The sequence below is a fragment of the Adlercreutzia aquisgranensis genome, from assembly GCF_943193145.1.
Lineage (GTDB): Bacteria > Actinomycetota > Coriobacteriia > Coriobacteriales > Eggerthellaceae > Xiamenia > Xiamenia aquisgranensis.
In genome coordinates this window covers 47,435-61,729 of sequence record NZ_CALPDA010000010.1, presented here as the reverse complement: position 1 = coordinate 61,729, position 14,295 = coordinate 47,435, and the positions used below count along the sequence as shown (strand labels likewise).

General features: G+C 64.7%; 14 protein-coding genes. All 14 read right to left on the bottom strand.

What is annotated here, in order from left to right; translation table 11 throughout:
- Positions 1–45 precede the first annotated feature (45 nt).
- Positions 46–1,419 carry a serine/threonine protein kinase gene (locus NFR41_RS07395; protein ID WP_251231330.1) on the bottom strand — a complete coding sequence of 458 codons (1,374 nt, stop codon included), beginning with the start codon at positions 1,417–1,419 and terminating at the stop codon, positions 46–48.
- A gap of 232 nt (positions 1,420–1,651) precedes the next feature.
- Positions 1,652–2,074 (bottom strand): XRE family transcriptional regulator, encoded by a 423-nt coding sequence (locus NFR41_RS07390; protein WP_251231329.1) that lies wholly within the window; start codon positions 2,072–2,074, stop codon positions 1,652–1,654.
- 26 nt (positions 2,075–2,100) lie between these two features.
- Entirely contained in the window at positions 2,101–2,856 is a 756-nt protein-coding gene (locus NFR41_RS07385) for a DUF4190 domain-containing protein (protein WP_251231328.1), read from the bottom strand.
- A gap of 168 nt (positions 2,857–3,024) precedes the next feature.
- Complete coding sequence (locus NFR41_RS07380) at positions 3,025–4,317, bottom strand: dihydroorotase (protein ID WP_251231327.1); 1,293 nt, start codon at positions 4,315–4,317, stop codon at positions 3,025–3,027.
- A complete protein-coding gene (locus tag NFR41_RS07375) occupies positions 4,301–5,245 on the bottom strand; it encodes an aspartate carbamoyltransferase catalytic subunit (protein WP_160212350.1) in 945 nt (314 codons plus the stop codon). Before NFR41_RS07375 ends, NFR41_RS07380 begins: the two co-directional genes overlap by 17 nt.
- Before the next feature lie 5 nt (positions 5,246–5,250).
- Positions 5,251–5,838 (bottom strand): bifunctional pyr operon transcriptional regulator/uracil phosphoribosyltransferase PyrR, encoded by a 588-nt coding sequence (gene pyrR / locus NFR41_RS07370; protein WP_160212349.1) that lies wholly within the window; start codon positions 5,836–5,838, stop codon positions 5,251–5,253.
- Between the two features lie 344 nt (positions 5,839–6,182).
- Positions 6,183–6,884, bottom strand: a complete 702-nt coding sequence (locus NFR41_RS07365) for a hypothetical protein (RefSeq protein ID WP_251231326.1) — start codon at positions 6,882–6,884, stop codon at positions 6,183–6,185.
- Between the two features lie 47 nt (positions 6,885–6,931).
- Complete coding sequence (locus tag NFR41_RS10510) at positions 6,932–7,585, bottom strand: PspC-like choline-binding domain-containing protein (RefSeq protein WP_285833863.1); 654 nt, start codon at positions 7,583–7,585, stop codon at positions 6,932–6,934.
- A gap of 119 nt (positions 7,586–7,704) precedes the next feature.
- Positions 7,705–8,583: a hypothetical protein gene (locus NFR41_RS07350; RefSeq protein ID WP_251231325.1), complete on the bottom strand. Its 879-nt coding sequence runs from the start codon at positions 8,581–8,583 to the stop codon at positions 7,705–7,707.
- 239 nt (positions 8,584–8,822) lie between these two features.
- Positions 8,823–9,875: a dTDP-glucose 4,6-dehydratase gene (rfbB, locus tag NFR41_RS07345; RefSeq protein WP_251231324.1), complete on the bottom strand. Its 1,053-nt coding sequence runs from the start codon at positions 9,873–9,875 to the stop codon at positions 8,823–8,825.
- 52 nt (positions 9,876–9,927) lie between these two features.
- Entirely contained in the window at positions 9,928–11,202 is a 1,275-nt protein-coding gene (locus NFR41_RS07340; protein WP_251231323.1) for a MiaB/RimO family radical SAM methylthiotransferase, read from the bottom strand.
- On the bottom strand, positions 11,199–11,996 hold the full coding sequence (locus NFR41_RS07335; protein ID WP_251231322.1) for an RsmE family RNA methyltransferase: 798 nt from the start codon (positions 11,994–11,996) through the stop codon (positions 11,199–11,201). Before NFR41_RS07335 ends, NFR41_RS07340 begins: the two co-directional genes overlap by 4 nt.
- A 2-nt stretch (positions 11,997–11,998) precedes the next feature.
- Complete coding sequence (gene dnaJ, locus NFR41_RS07330) at positions 11,999–13,138, bottom strand: molecular chaperone DnaJ (protein WP_251231321.1); 1,140 nt, start codon at positions 13,136–13,138, stop codon at positions 11,999–12,001.
- Between the two features lie 72 nt (positions 13,139–13,210).
- Entirely contained in the window at positions 13,211–14,227 is a 1,017-nt protein-coding gene (gene hrcA, locus NFR41_RS07325) for a heat-inducible transcriptional repressor HrcA (RefSeq protein WP_160212343.1), read from the bottom strand.
- Positions 14,228–14,295 lie beyond the last annotated feature (68 nt).

The window sequence follows — 14,295 nt, the reverse complement described above, 5'->3', positions numbered from 1 at the left end:
AGCCCGGACGGGAAAGCCCGCGGCACGACCGGCAGAAAGCATCCGTCACAGGATGGAGCGCCTGGCGATCGTCACAACCATGAACACGGCGAGCGTCGCGATCCAGCCGGCGGCCAGCGCCAAGCACGCCTGCCGCATCGTCAGAGGCCTGAAAAGAGGGCTCAACCTGCACAGCAAGCGCTTGTCGGCAACAAGGTAGAGCGGCAAGATCATGACGAACAGCCCGATGGTCGCATTCTCCACGAACCGCATGGGGAGCGGGTCGTCGTAGGCGGAACTGCCGGGAGAGGGGTTGACGGACATGTCCACGACGATGTAGAGGATGAACACGGCCAGCAGCGCCAGAAGGACATCTACCAGAACGCCTGCCGCCAGAGAGCGCCCCGCCCAGAACCTTCCCGCCGACGCGGAACCGTCGGCCTCCTTCGGCGAAGAGACCGGCGCGGCAGCCCTTCGCGCGCTGGTCGCAGAAGGCTGGGCGTAACCGCGGTCGGACGCGACCGAACGGCCCGCAACAGCATGAGTCGGAGCGGCCGACTGGCCCGCAGCGGGCCACGGAACGCCTTGCGGCGGAGGGGCCTGCGCGCTGATCGACGCCTGCCCGTCGGCGCCTTCAAGAGCGCGCAGGCCGTCGAGAAACGCGCTTTTCAGCTCGGCGGCCGATCCGTAGCGCTGCGCAGGGTCGAAGGCGGCCGCGCGGACTATCACCTTCCGAAGCGGTTCGGGGACAGCCGGGTCGCGCCAGACGCGGTCTCGGTCGGACGGCAGCGGGTCGCGTCCGGTCAGGCAGAAGAACAGGATGAGTCCCAGGGCGTACACGTCGCTTCGCACGTCGGTCTGGCCGAAGCCGAACTGCTCGGGCGGCGCGTAGGACCGAGTGCCGAAGCAGCAGGTATCAGCCTGGGCCCCTTCGGAGAAGTTGCGGGCTATGCCCAGGTCTATGAGGGTAACGCCCCCTTCGGAGACCATGACGTTGCCCGGCTTCAGGTCGCGGTGGATCAGCGGCGGCGAGAAGCGCTCGTGCATCTCCGAGGCTCCGTCGCAGATGAAGGGGAACACGCCGCGGGCAAGCTCCAGCGACGGCCCCTGGCTTTCCACCAGCTGCGCCAAGGTGACGCCGCGCACGTACTCCATGACCACCGTCGGCGAGCCGGCGACCTCGCGGCAATCAACCACCCGCGGCAGGTAGAGGAAGCGCTGCCCCCGTTGCTGGGCGTCGAATAGGCGCCTGTAGGCCTGCCCCAGGCCCGGATGGTCCGCGATGGTCTTGCGAATGAAGGGGCCGGTCTCGTCGCCGCCGCACCCGACGAGCCACACCAGCTCGGTGGTTTCCAAGGCGCCTTCCTTGAGCACCTTCTCCACGCGAAAGCTGGTGCCGCCGCCCAGATTGTCCAAGTATCGATTCAGCTCGTCTTCCATGGCTCCATGATAGCAGAAGCACGACGACCGCAGGGGTTCCGACAACCGCATCGACGACTCCGACCACCGCGAAGGCCCAAAACAGTGCATACCGGGCAGGTTCGCGCGCTTTTTCGCACCAACCTGCCCGGCATGCACTCCCGCACAAGCCGCGAGCCTTGCGCAACGGCAAAGCGCCGACGTCGCCGACACCGCGCAAGACCGCGCAAGACCCGCGCATCCCTGGCGCGCCCTAGCAGATGGTGTCCTCGCCGAAGCGGTAGAGCTCCTCCTGCACGTCCTGAAGCGAGCAGCCCCGTGACAGGCAGAATATGATGATGGCGTCGCGGCGGTCCTTGCAGTACAGCTCGCTTACCCCGGCCGCCCGCAGGGCCCGGTTGGCCTGCCGCAGGTCAAGCCCCATGGCGAAGGCGATCTGCAGCACCTTGTTGCGCGAGGGGTTTCGCTGTCCCATGAATATCTGGTAGCCGAAGGTCTCGTTGAGCCCCGCGTCGCGGATAACCTGCGAGCGCGCCAGCCCTTTCTCGTCGAGCAGCTGCTGCAGGTAGCCCGACAGACTGCGATGCCCCACGGCGTTGCGCTCGGCGAAGGCCACGGGGTCGTCGGAGACGAGCAGCTCCGAAAGCAAGTCCTCGGTCAGCGGTTCGGTCACCATCGCTCCTTCCTCATGCGCCCAGAACGCTATTCGAGCACCCAGGACGCATCGGCGCCGTCGTTGAACATGTTCGTATAATACAGCGCCAGCACGCCCTCCCCCTCGAAGTAGACATTGCCGCTCACCGTCCCGCCCGGCGCCAAGCTCCCGGAGCTAAGCTCGTTCTCGCCTTCCATAACGAAGGCTCGGTCGCCCTGCACTCCGTTGGCGTCCTGGCACTTCCAATCGTAAGGATTGAACGACGCGTCCTTCGAACCGTTGTTGACGTAGGTGACCGCAATAACCGTGAGCGGGCTGTCGGAGTACTTCATCTCGACCCCCGTCTGGAACGAGTCGACGCTGACCGAAAGGCCGTTGCTGTCCTCGACGACCGTGCCCACGGCCAGGTTCTGGTAGTCTTCCCCAGCGCCCCGGGCCGCATCGGAAGCGCCCTGTGCCAAACCGTCGGCCCCCGCCGACGAGCTAGAAGAGGCAATGGAGGTCCTGTACGACTGCGACACTTCGTCGATAGCGGCCGAATAGGCGCTCTGCGTGACGAGAACCACCGCGAAGGAGACAACGCCCAGCACCAGCCCGGCTACGGCCAGACCCTTCCCCTTGCGCTTCCCGCGCACGGTTCCCACCAGGCCCGCTATGGCAAAGATGGTTCCCAGGATAGCCAGCAGAAACGAGAAGTTGTTGATGATGGGCATCCACGAGCTCACGATGGCGATAATCCCCAGCACAAGGGCCGTCACGGCCATGGCCGAAGTGGGCAGGTTGCTCTGACTCTGATTCTCCATTGGTTCCCTTTCTCCCGCAGGGCATCGCCCGACGCCCCTATATCGGTGAAATCCTAGGCGAAAAGCCCGGCCGAAACATTAGCCGGCAGCTAAGTTCGGGGAAAGGAAGCGCCCCCGGCAGCCAAAGAGCCGGAGGCGCAGTCGGAAGCTTCGGTACGGCGGCGGACGCTATTCGCAGATGACGCCGTCTTCCAAGGTGGCATAGCCGCCCACGTAGACGTCGGTGGCGCGGCCGGTCAGCCGAGCGCCCAAAAAGCCCGAGTTGCCGGACTTCGAGGTCAGCGCCTCGCGGGTGACCTCCCATTCCACGGAGGGGTCGAACACCGTCAGGTCGGCTGTCCTGCCGGGCGCGATGCTCACGGTGTCCACGTTGAGGATCTGGTTCGGGCGCACGCTCATGAGCTCCACGACGCGGTCCCAGCCGATCTTGCCCGTGGCCACGAGGTTCGTGTACACGAGGGAAAGCGATGTCTCCAGGCCGATCATGCCGAAGGGCGCCAGCTCGAACTCGCGGTCCTTCTCCCAATCGGTATGGGGCGCATGGTCGGTGACGATGGCGTCCACGGTGCCGTCCATCACGCCGGCCACCAGGGCCTCGGCGTCGGCGGCGGTGCGCAGCGGCGGGTTCACCTTCAGAGAGGTGTTGTAGTCGTCGCCGATGGCGTCCTCGGTCAGGAACAGGTGGTGCGGGGTCACCTCGCAGGTGACCGGCAGCCCCTCGGCCTTAGCGGCGCGCACCATGTCCAGGCCGCGGGCGGTGGTCACGTGCTGGATGTGCAGCGGGCAGCCGGTCAGGCGGCACAGGGCTATGTCGCGGGCGATCTCGAGCTCCTCGCCCTCGGCCGGCCAACCCAGCATGCCCAGGCGCGTGGAGGCCACGCCCTCGTTCACCTGGCCCTCCCCCACCAGGTCGTCGTCCTGGCAGTGGGCCATCACGGTGACGCCGAACTGGCTGGCGTAGTCCATGACGCGGCGCATCATGCCCGCGCCCTGCACGCCGCGGCCGTCGTCGGTGAAGGCCACGGCGCCATGGTTGAACATGTCGCCCATCTCGGCCAGGGTCTCGCCTTTGAGCCCTTGGGTGCAGGCGCCGGCCACGTGCACGCGGCACTTGCCCACGGCTGCGGCGCGGGCCTTCACGTACTCCACGCCCACGGCGTTGTCGATGACGGGCAGGGTGTTGGGCATGGCGCACACGGCCGTGAAGCCGCCTTTGGCCGCGGCCCGGGTCCCGGAGGCGATGTCCTCCTTCTGCTCGAAACCGGGCTCGCGCAAATGCACGTGCATGTCCACCAATCCGGGAAGCACGATCTTGCCCCCCAGGTCGCGCTCCACGCCCTTCTCCATGGTCAGGTTGTGGCCCACCTCCACGATCTTGCCGTCGCGGATGAGGATCTCGCAGACCTCGTCAAGGCCGGCCTGCGGGTCGATGCAGTGGGCGTTCTTAAGCAGCAAAGCCATCTTCGCTCCCTCCAAGCAGCAGGTACAGGGCGGCCATGCGGGTGAGGATGCCCGCGTAGACCTGGTCAAGGATGATCGAACGCTGAGCGTGGTCGGCCATGTAGCTGTCCAGCTCGACGCCGCGGTTGATGGGGCCCGGGTGGCAGATGAGCGCGTCGGGCTTCATGAGGCGCTCGCGCTTCTGCGTCAAGCCGTAGAGCAGGTTGTACTCGCGAAGGCTCGGGTAGGGCGCCCCCTCCAGGCGCTCGCGCTGGATGCGCAGCATGTACACCACGTCCAGCTCGGGCAGCGCTTCGTCAAGGTTGCTGGTCACGTGGTCGGCGCCCAGAACGTCGGGTCGGGCGGGCATGAGGGTGGGAGGCGCGATGACCGTCACCTCGCAGCCCATGATCTTGAGCGCGGGGATGAGGCTGCCGCACACGCGGGAGTGCCCAATATCGCCCACGACGCCCACCTTGAGTCCGTCCAGCTTGCCCTTGCGTTCCCAGATGGAGTACAGATCCAGCAGCGCCTGGGTGGGATGCTGGTGCTTGCCGTCGCCGGCGTCGATCACGTGCACGCCGGACACGTCGGCGATCTTGCGCGGCACGCCGGCGTGCTTGTCGCGCACGATGATCATGTCGACCTTGTAGGAGCACAGAGTCTCCACGGTATCCACCAGGCTCTCGCCCTTCACGGTGGAGGTGGAGCTGCCGCCGAAGTTCAGGCTGTTGGCCGAAAGGCGCTTCTCGGCGATCTCGAAGGAGGAGCGGGTGCGGGTGGAGGGCTCGTTGAACATGTTCACGATGGTGACGCCCTTCAGCGTGGGCACCTGCTTGATGCGCCGCTCGTTGACCTCCTTGAAGCGCGTGGCCGTCTCCAGGATGGTCATGATGTCGTCGGCGGAGTACTCCGTGATGTCGATCAGATGCTTGTGATTGAAAGCCATGGGGCCTACTCACCTCCAAGGGGCGCGGAACCGGCGCGCGCACCGGGCGCCATTTCCAGGATTTCAACTTCGGACACGCCGTCCACTTCCTCCAGGAACAGGCGCACGTTCTCGTCGGCGGCCGAGGGCACGTTCTTGCCCACATAGTCGGCGCGGATGGGAAGCTCGCGATGCCCGCGGTCCACCAGCACCGCCAGCTGCACCGACTTCGGACGACCTATGTCCATGAGGGCGTCCAGCGCCGCGCGAATGGTACGGCCGGTGTACAGGACGTCATCCACCAGAACCACGGTCTTGCCGTCGATGTCGAAGAGTATGTCGGTGGAGTGCACCTCGGGGGCCAGGTGCGTGGCGAAGTCATCGCGGTAGAAACTGATGTCCAGGCGCCCGAGCGGCACCTTCGTCCCCTCGATCTGCTGGATCTTCTCGGCCAGTCGCTTGGCCAGAATGTCGCCCCGCGTGACGATGCCCACGAGCGCGATGTTGTCCGCACCCCGGTTCGCCTCCAAGATCTGATGTGCGATGCGCGTCAGCGACCGCTCGATCTCGTCGGCGTCCATGCAGACGTTCTTGACAGTTCCCGGTTCGGCCATGCACTCACCCCTTTTCGTCGGGATGGCACAGATGCGCCGATGAGGCTATGCCAACGCAATCCCCCGCAGGTTTTCCTCCTTGCGCCGGCCAAAGAAAAGGCCCCTGCGCAAGACAAGGGCCCTTTGGAGTTCGCTTGTGCCGCGATGCGGCGTTGGGTGCCTTGTCGGTCTCTCTGTACCGCTTTTAAAGACAGCTCGCACTATACGGCGCGCGAGCGCGGATTGCAACACCCTTTTCGCAACCCGCGAACAATTCACGGACGCCCGCTTCGGGCCGTTCGAACGACCCTGCAAATCAACCGCTTCGAACCAGCATTCGCTTTGACTGCGCCAAGCTCGGCCCACTATTCAGCCTGCGTGCCACCCCATTCGACTACCGTGAAACCGTTACGGGCTGGAGCGGTCAGCTCCTGCGGTTCGATTTGCACGGGGACTTCGAGCGGGCGCCATGCCATCTGGACGCGGATCACCGTATCCGGCTCGGGATCGATGCCCAAGCACGCCACCCGAGCATAGGCATCGCCCTGGAACGACACCAGGTTGTACGGGTTTTCCTGCATACGGGGCAGCCAGTAGGTTATGAAATCAGCCGCCTCCCGGTCGGTCAAGCCCAGCTTCGAAAGAGCGTCCTCCAAAAACGCTCGCATGTCATCGCCGGACACGCAGAAGCCCTGCGAGAAATCTGGCGAAAAACCAGCGTCGCCCTCCCAGAAGAGATATCCGAGCTCACGTCCCGAAGAAAGGTCGGTCAGCGTTCCGTCCGGCTGCGCGAAAACCCGCCATGTGCCACCCGTATCCGTCGGCTGCGCGCTTGCAAACGCCGGGTACACGCAGCTCAGGCTCCCTTCAACTTCAAGCGTCACGTCGATTACGCTAGCCTGCTCAGGATAAAGGTAGATCACCGGTTTTTCGTTGCTAGGCTCCTTTCGCACATCAGGATCACAAGCGGCAAGGCAAAAAGCGACAAAGAGCAGCGCCAGGATCATTCCAGCAATCGAAAGCGAACGAATCGCGCCGCCCTTCCGCAAAAGCAATTGCGCAACCATGATTCCCCCTTCGTCGGCGAACGCGCATCCGAAAACGCCTACTTGCATTATGGGTTAAGGCACGCTCCAGATGAGTCGAAACGGTAGGACTTCCCGTCGATCGTCCAAGTACCGCTGCAAAGCATCGACCCCTCGGGGCCGCCGGACGGCACGTTGGGCGCCGTGCGCAGATAGTACCACGTGGAGCCCTCTTGATACCATCCCTCGTACATCACCCCATCGGAATCGAACACGAACCACCGATTGTTGAGGAACTGCCATCCCGTACAGGCCGCGCCGTCCTCGCCCAGGTAATACCAACGCCCGCTGCTCGACGACTTGTACCAGCCGGTGTCCATGGCGCCTGACGCCCCCAGGTGATACCACTTGCCGTCGAGCTTCACCCAGTTGTTAGCCACCATGTAGCCGCTGGAGTCGAACCAGTACCAATTTCCGTTTTTGGAGAACCAGCCCCGCTCATAGCTGCCATCGAAATTGATCCAACTCCACTTCGAAAGACCGAGTCTTTTCTGCCATCCATCGCAGACAATCGTTGACTTCCATGTAAATGTCTTCCCCGCCGAATTCGGATAATCAAAATGGTAGGTTCCGCGGCCGCCAGAGCTGAAGGCGTAAACGATGTAGTCCGACGGAGGACCCGGGTTCACTATTCTTATCGACATGGTACCGTCGGCATAGAGGATATATCCGTCGGCGGTCACCGAATGTCCATCCCCATTGCTTGCATAAGAACGGATGATAAAAGGTATCCCTGTCTTTATCCATCGTCTGGTTTCGTCGTCGCTCATATCGGAACCCCAGGACGAACCTTGTACCCAGGTCAGCGACCCCTGATAAAAAAGTACCTCAACGCCTCGATTGTCTCCGTATACCCCGTATCGCCCCTCAGGCTTCCCGCTGCATTAACTGCGAGATCCTGAACCGCTCCCACATCCTGACCCGTCAAATAATGCCCGCCCTGGTATGCGGCCGCCGCCCAACAGATAGGATCACTGCCCTGGTGGTATTGTTTCACATAGAGAGCCCTGCTTTCGGAAACGGAAGTAGATGCAAGGGCCACCTCGAAAGCATCGTCTACCCCCGCTACGGCGCCGCCTTCCATCGAAAAGCCTGCGTCCTCCGAAATCTCCAGACTCGCGATTGAATTCGCATCGGACGGCGCACGCACCCCGACATCGATTCTCGCATCTTCCGCATCGCAGAATCGTGCCTCTTCAGCGCGAGCATCCACCACGACGGCTTTACCCGTCGCATCATCAACGCAAACGGTCTCTTCGCCATCTTCCACTATCGCGACCGCAGACCCTTCCTCGACGTATGGCGCTAGCCGCGATGCCAAAGCAGAGGAAAGGGTGTAGGACGATCCGGCCTCCGAATCCACCGCGTAAACGAACGCAACCAGATCGCCTTGTGCATACACTGGCCACGATCTGGTAGCTAACTCCTGTCCGTCTATTGAAACCTCGTCCATCTCGTCAGTCACGACGACGCTTGACTCTCCAACGCTTATCTCGTTCGAATCGACATCGGGATTGTCTCCCAGATATGCTAGAACCACCTTGGCAACAGCGTCCGCATCCGTTCTCGACGTCTCAGCTTGCGCAGCGTAGGCTACCACAGGAACGCACACCAGAACAGTCGCGACAAGAAGAGCCCCTGTCGCAGCAGCAAAACTCCGCCTTATACCCGTTCGCCCCATTTCGTCCCCCTTCCCCAGTTTCAGCCTTATCGAAGCAATACAAAGCTGAGTCCGCAGCTTATCTTCGATTGAAGCATTCTTTCGAAGAAAGCGACAGGAAGACAACGGCGATTCCCGAACCGTAGGAATTCTGTTACTTGATGGACCTGCAGAGAAGGCAACGGCAACGCGGCAGGATTATGCCCAACGCTTGAGGTTCGAAATTCAATCGGCCTACCGAAACGGCGCGAGGATCTTTCTTACCCCCGATACATCTTCTCGTAGTAGTCGCGGTAGGCGCCGGAGGTGACGCTCTCGACCCATTCCGGATGATCCAGGTACCACTGGATGGTCTTCTGGATGCCTTCCTCGAAGGCGTGCTCCGGGGCCCAGCCCAACTCGCTTGTGATCTTGGAGTTGTCGATAGCGTAGCGACGGTCGTGGCCGGGGCGGTCGGTCACGTGCTTGATCAGGCTCTCGGGCTTGCCCAGGGCCTCCAGGATGATACGCACGATCTGGATGTTGGCCTTCTCGTTGTTGCCGCCGATGTTGTACACCTGCCCCTCGAAGCCGCGCTCGGCCACGGCCAGGATGCCGGTGCAGTGGTCTTCCACGTACAGCCAGTCGCGGATCTGCATGCCGTCGCCGTAGACGGGCAGGTCCTTGTCGGCCAGCGTGTTGTTGATCATGAGCGGAATGAGCTTTTCGGGGAACTGGTAGGGCCCGTAGTTGTTCGAACAGCGGGTGATGTTCACCGGAAGCCCGAAGGTCTCGCGGTAGGCACGCACGTACAGATCGCTCGAGGCCTTGCTGGCGGAGTACGGGCTGTTGGGCGCCAGGGGGTTCTGCTCGGTGAAGCGCGGGGCGTCCGGCGTGAGGGTACCGTAGACCTCGTCGGTGGACACGTGCACGAACTTGGCGCCGGGCCGGAAGCTTCGGCAGTGCTTGTTGTCGGGCTCGTCGCGCCACGCATGAAGAGCCGCATCCAGCAGCACCTGGGTGCCGTGGACGTTGGTGTTCAGGAACACGTCGGGGTCCTCGATGGAGCGATCCACATGGGACTCGGCGGCGAAGTGCACCACGCCGTCGATGTCGTAATCGGCGAAGAGGGATTCCACCAGGGCTCGGTCGCAGATGTCGCCCTTCACGAATCGGTAGCGGGGGTTGTCTGCGACGTCAGACAGGTTCTCCAGGTTGCCGGCATAGGTGAGCGCGTCGAGGTTGACGATGTTCCAATCGGTGCGCTCCAAGGCCACGTGGACGAAGTTGGACCCGATGAAGCCGGCGCCGCCGGTGACCAGCACGTTTTTCATGATATTGCCGAACCTGCTCTCTGACGTCTCGATCGTCTTGCGTTGCCGTCGATTATAAGGTTACCCGCACCAGTTGGCCAACCTGGGACCCTTCGGGCGCAGAAACTCCGTGATAGCTCTCGGTCATGGCCTCGCCGGGCACCTCAACAAGGGCCCATTCCCGCGCGCCCGCGCGCTCGGCACGGTCGGCAGCCGACAGCTCGGCGGCCAGGGCGCGCAGGCGGCGGGCGCGATCGGCCTTCACGGCCTCGTCCACCTGGTCGGCCCGCTCCGCCGCCGGGGTCCCTTCCCGCCGCGAGTAGGGGAACACGTGGATGCGCGAGAAGCGGCAGGCGCGGGCGAGGTCCATCGTCTGCTGGAAGTCGGTCTCGGTCTCGCCCGGAAAACCAACGATGATGTCGGTGGTAAGCGATAACTGCGGAACGGCCTCGCGAGTGGAGCGCACCACCTGCAGGTACTCCTCGGCGGTGTAGGAACGGTTCATCTCCGCCAGCACCTTCGACGAGCCGGCCTGCAGCGGAAGGTGCAGATGGCGGCAGATGCGGCCGTCCTGGCGGGCCACGAGCGCCACCAGTGCATCCGACAGGTCGCCCGGCTCTATGCTTGAGAGCCGAAACCTGCACGCCGGGGCGCCGTCCTCGGGCACAGGCAGCGCGTCGGCCAGGGCCAGGAGCCTCTCCAGCAAATCGTGCAGGCCAAGCGCGCCGGATTCCGACTGCTGCCGGTAGGTGCCCAGGTTGATGCCCGTGAGCACGATCTCGCGCACCCCCGCTTCCATCAGGCGGCGGCAATCGGCTTCTACCGTATCCGCCGGCACGCTGCAGGCCGGCCCGCGGGCCACATGGATGACGCAGTAGGAGCAGGCGTTGTCGCAGCCGTCCTGCACCTTCACCCCCACCCGCGCCCGCTGCGCGAAGTCGCCCGCCACCTGGGGAGCAGGCTTCTCGGCGAAGGCGCCGTCGGAGACGACGTCGCCCACGTCGCGGCTGGCTTCGGCCAGCTCGCGCGCGATGCGGGAGACCTCGGCTTCAACCTGTCCCTTCGCCACCACGGACACGCGCTGCCCCATAGCCCGGTACACGTCCTCGTGAAGCACCGCGGAGCAGCCGGTCACCAGCACCGCGCCCTTTGAGGCGCGCACCGCCCGGCGCACGGTTTTGCGGGTCTTCTTCTCCGCCTCGGCCGTCACTGCGCAGGTGTTCACCACCACCAGGTCCGCCGCCTCCAACGACCCGGGGACGGCGCCTGCGGCCGAAAGCGCCCGTTCGAAGGAGTCGGACTCCACCCGGTTCACCTTGCAGCCCAAATTGACTACCGCATACCTCACGAAAGGCCCCCGGAGAGATTGCGCAGATCGTGCAGCACCAGGGCCGGGGCGACGACGCCGGCGGTTTCGGTGCGCAGGATGGAAGGCCCCAGCGTGCAGGAGTACGCCCTGGGATTGCAGTCCAACAGACACTGCACCTCGCGGCTTGTGAGCCCTCCTTCCGGACCCACCACCACGGCCACCCGCGCGTCCTCCGCCGGCATGCGCAGCTTGGTCAGCGCCGAGGAAAGCGCCCGCGTGATGCTCTGGGAGCCGTCCGCCTCCTCGTAGCACACGATGACGGCGGTGGCGTTGCGCAAAAGCTCGCATGCCCCGTCAAGGCCTACGGGCTCGGACACCTCCGGCACGTGGCGCCTGCCCGACTGCATGGCGGCCGAACGGGCGATGGAGCGCCAGCGCTCGGCCCGGGCCGCAGCCTTCTTCGCGTCCAGCTTCACCACGGACCGCTCGCAGGCAAGGGGCACGAACACGTCCACGCCCACCTCGGTGCCGTGGCGCACCACCGTGTCCATCTTGTCGCCTTTGGCAAGCCCCTGCACCAGCATCACGCTCGGGCCGTCCTCGCCAACGTCCCCGCGCAGCGAGATGGAGACCAGAAGCCCGTCGGCGTCGAAAGAGGCGACCTCGCATTCGAAGTAGTCGCTTGCGGCGTCGACCACGGCCACATGCTGTCCCCGCTCCAGGCGCAGGACGCGGGCATGGTGCAGGTCGTCGTCGCTCAGGCGCAGCGGGAACACCGGGGATTCCTCCGCGTCGAGCACTTGGTTTTCCAGGAAGAACTGCGGAAGGGCCATGGCTACTCGAAAATGTCCTTGAGCTTCTGCCAGGCGCCGCGCGGCTGGTCGACCTCTTCGCCCATCTCCTCGGCGAAGTGCTCCAGAAGCTCGCGCTGTCTCTTCGAAAGCTTCTTGGGGATGACGACGTTGACGTGCACGTACATGTCCCCGCGGGCGTCGCTCCTGAAGCGCGGCATGCCGAACCCCTTGACGCGGACCACCTGCTCGTTCTGGCACCCTTCGGGAATGCGCACGACCACCTTCTCGTCCTCCATGATGCCGTCGAGCTCGATCTCCGCGCCCAAGGCAGCCTGGGTCATGGACACGTTCGCCCGCGCGTGCAGGTTGTCGCCGTCGCGCTCGAAGTACTCGTTGGGCTGGATGCGGCACGTGACTATGAGGTCGCCCGCCCTGCTGCCGCGCAGCCCGGCCTCGCCGAAGCCCGAAAGCCGCAGCTGCTGGCCGTCGCGGATGCCCGCAGGCACCTCCACCGTCACCCGCTGACGGTCGGGGACGCGCCCTTGGCCCTCGCACTCGGGGCAAGGGTTGTCGATGGTGCGCCCGGTGCCGCCGCACTTCTGGCAGGGAACCGCCGTCTGCATGTCACCCAGGAAGGTTCGCTGCACCGTGACCACGCGACCCGTTCCGTTGCAGTCCGGGCAGGTCACCTCGCTGCCGCCCTCGGCCACGCCGCTGCCGCCGCAATCGGGGCACGGGGCCAGCCGGTCGTAGACGATCTCCTTGTTCACGCCGGCGGCCACTTCCTCCAGGGTCAGCCGCAGGCCCACCGCCATGTCGCGCCCTTCGCGGCGCTGCTGGGCGCGGGCTGCGCTCGCCGAGCCCCCGAAGAACGAGCTGAACAAATCGCCCATGCCGAAACCGCCGCCGAACAGGTCGTCGAAGTCCACGTAGCCCCCGCCGTAGCCGCCGGGGCCGGAGGAAGCACCCGGCACGGTACCGAAGCGATCGTAGGCGCTGCGCTTCTTGGGGTCGGAGAGAACGTCGTAGGCCTCGTTGAGCTCTTTGAACTTGTCCTCGGCGTCCTCGGCCTTGTTCACGTCGGGATGCAGCTCCCGCGCACGACGCCGGAACGCCTTCTTGATCTCGTCCTCGGTCGCGGTGCGCTCGACCCCCAGCACCTCGTACAGATCTCTCGCCATGACCAGCCTGTTCCCTTCTTCCCAACAGTTTCGGGCCCATCCCGAAGAGCGTGCCCCGTCCGAACCTGCGCCCTACGCCTCGTCGAGCGCGTCGGCGGCCATGCGCACCGCGCTTATGGTTCGGGAGTAATCCATCCGCGTAGGCCCGATGACGGCAACCACTCCCGCCGAGGGCCCCTTTCCGTAACGGCTCGCCACCACGGAGACGCCGGAAAGCCCCGCATTGCCGTTCTCGCGGCCGATGCGAACGCTCGGCACCCCCGCAGCGCAGGATACGGCGTCGTCCAGGATGTGCAGCAGCACCGTCTCGTCCTCGAGCACTTGCATCACCGGCAGAAGCGCATCGGTGTGGCTGAACTCCGGCTGCACCATCAGGGCCGAAAGGCCGCTGTGGTGCGCTCGGCTTATGCGGCTCTCCTGCAAGCACAGCATGACCTCGTCCATGACCGCGCGCACGAGCGGGTCGCGGAAAGCCTCGGCCATGCTGCGGGACAGCCCGTGCTCTATCTCCTCGGACGAGCGGCCGCCGAACACATCGCCGAGCAAGCGCTGCACCTCGGCGAGGCTTTCCGGATCCACGTCCTCGGCGAACTCGATATGGCGGTTCGCCACGCGACCCTCTTCCGTCACCACCACGATGATGGCCTGACGGGGCGAAAGCGACACCAGCGACAGCTGCTTGATGCGCATGCGCTGCACCGAGGGCGCCAGCACCACCGACAAGCAGTCGGTCAGGCGCATGAGGGCCGACGAGGTCTGGTCGATCAGCTCGTCAAGCTCTCCGGCGCTTCGGCGCAGCTCCTCGGCGACAAGGCGGCAGCGCTCGTCCTGGGAGCCGTCGGCCTGCTCGGCCAGCAAGCCGTCCACGAACGCCCGGTACCCCGCATCGGTCGGCACGCGCCCGGCGGAGGTATGGGGCTGCACGATGTAGCCGCCGTCTTCGAGCACCGACAGCTCGTTGCGGACCGTCGCGGGACTCACGCCCAGCTGGTAGCGCTCGGTCAGCGTGCGAGAGCCCACGGGAAGAGCGCGGGCGACGTACTCCTCGATAAGAGCCGCAAGAACTCTCTGCCGCCGGTCCGAAAGCATTGGCGCGCCCTCCTCTCAATCGCGTTGCAGGTATCGGTTCGCACTACGCTCGAACGGCCATTTTAGCA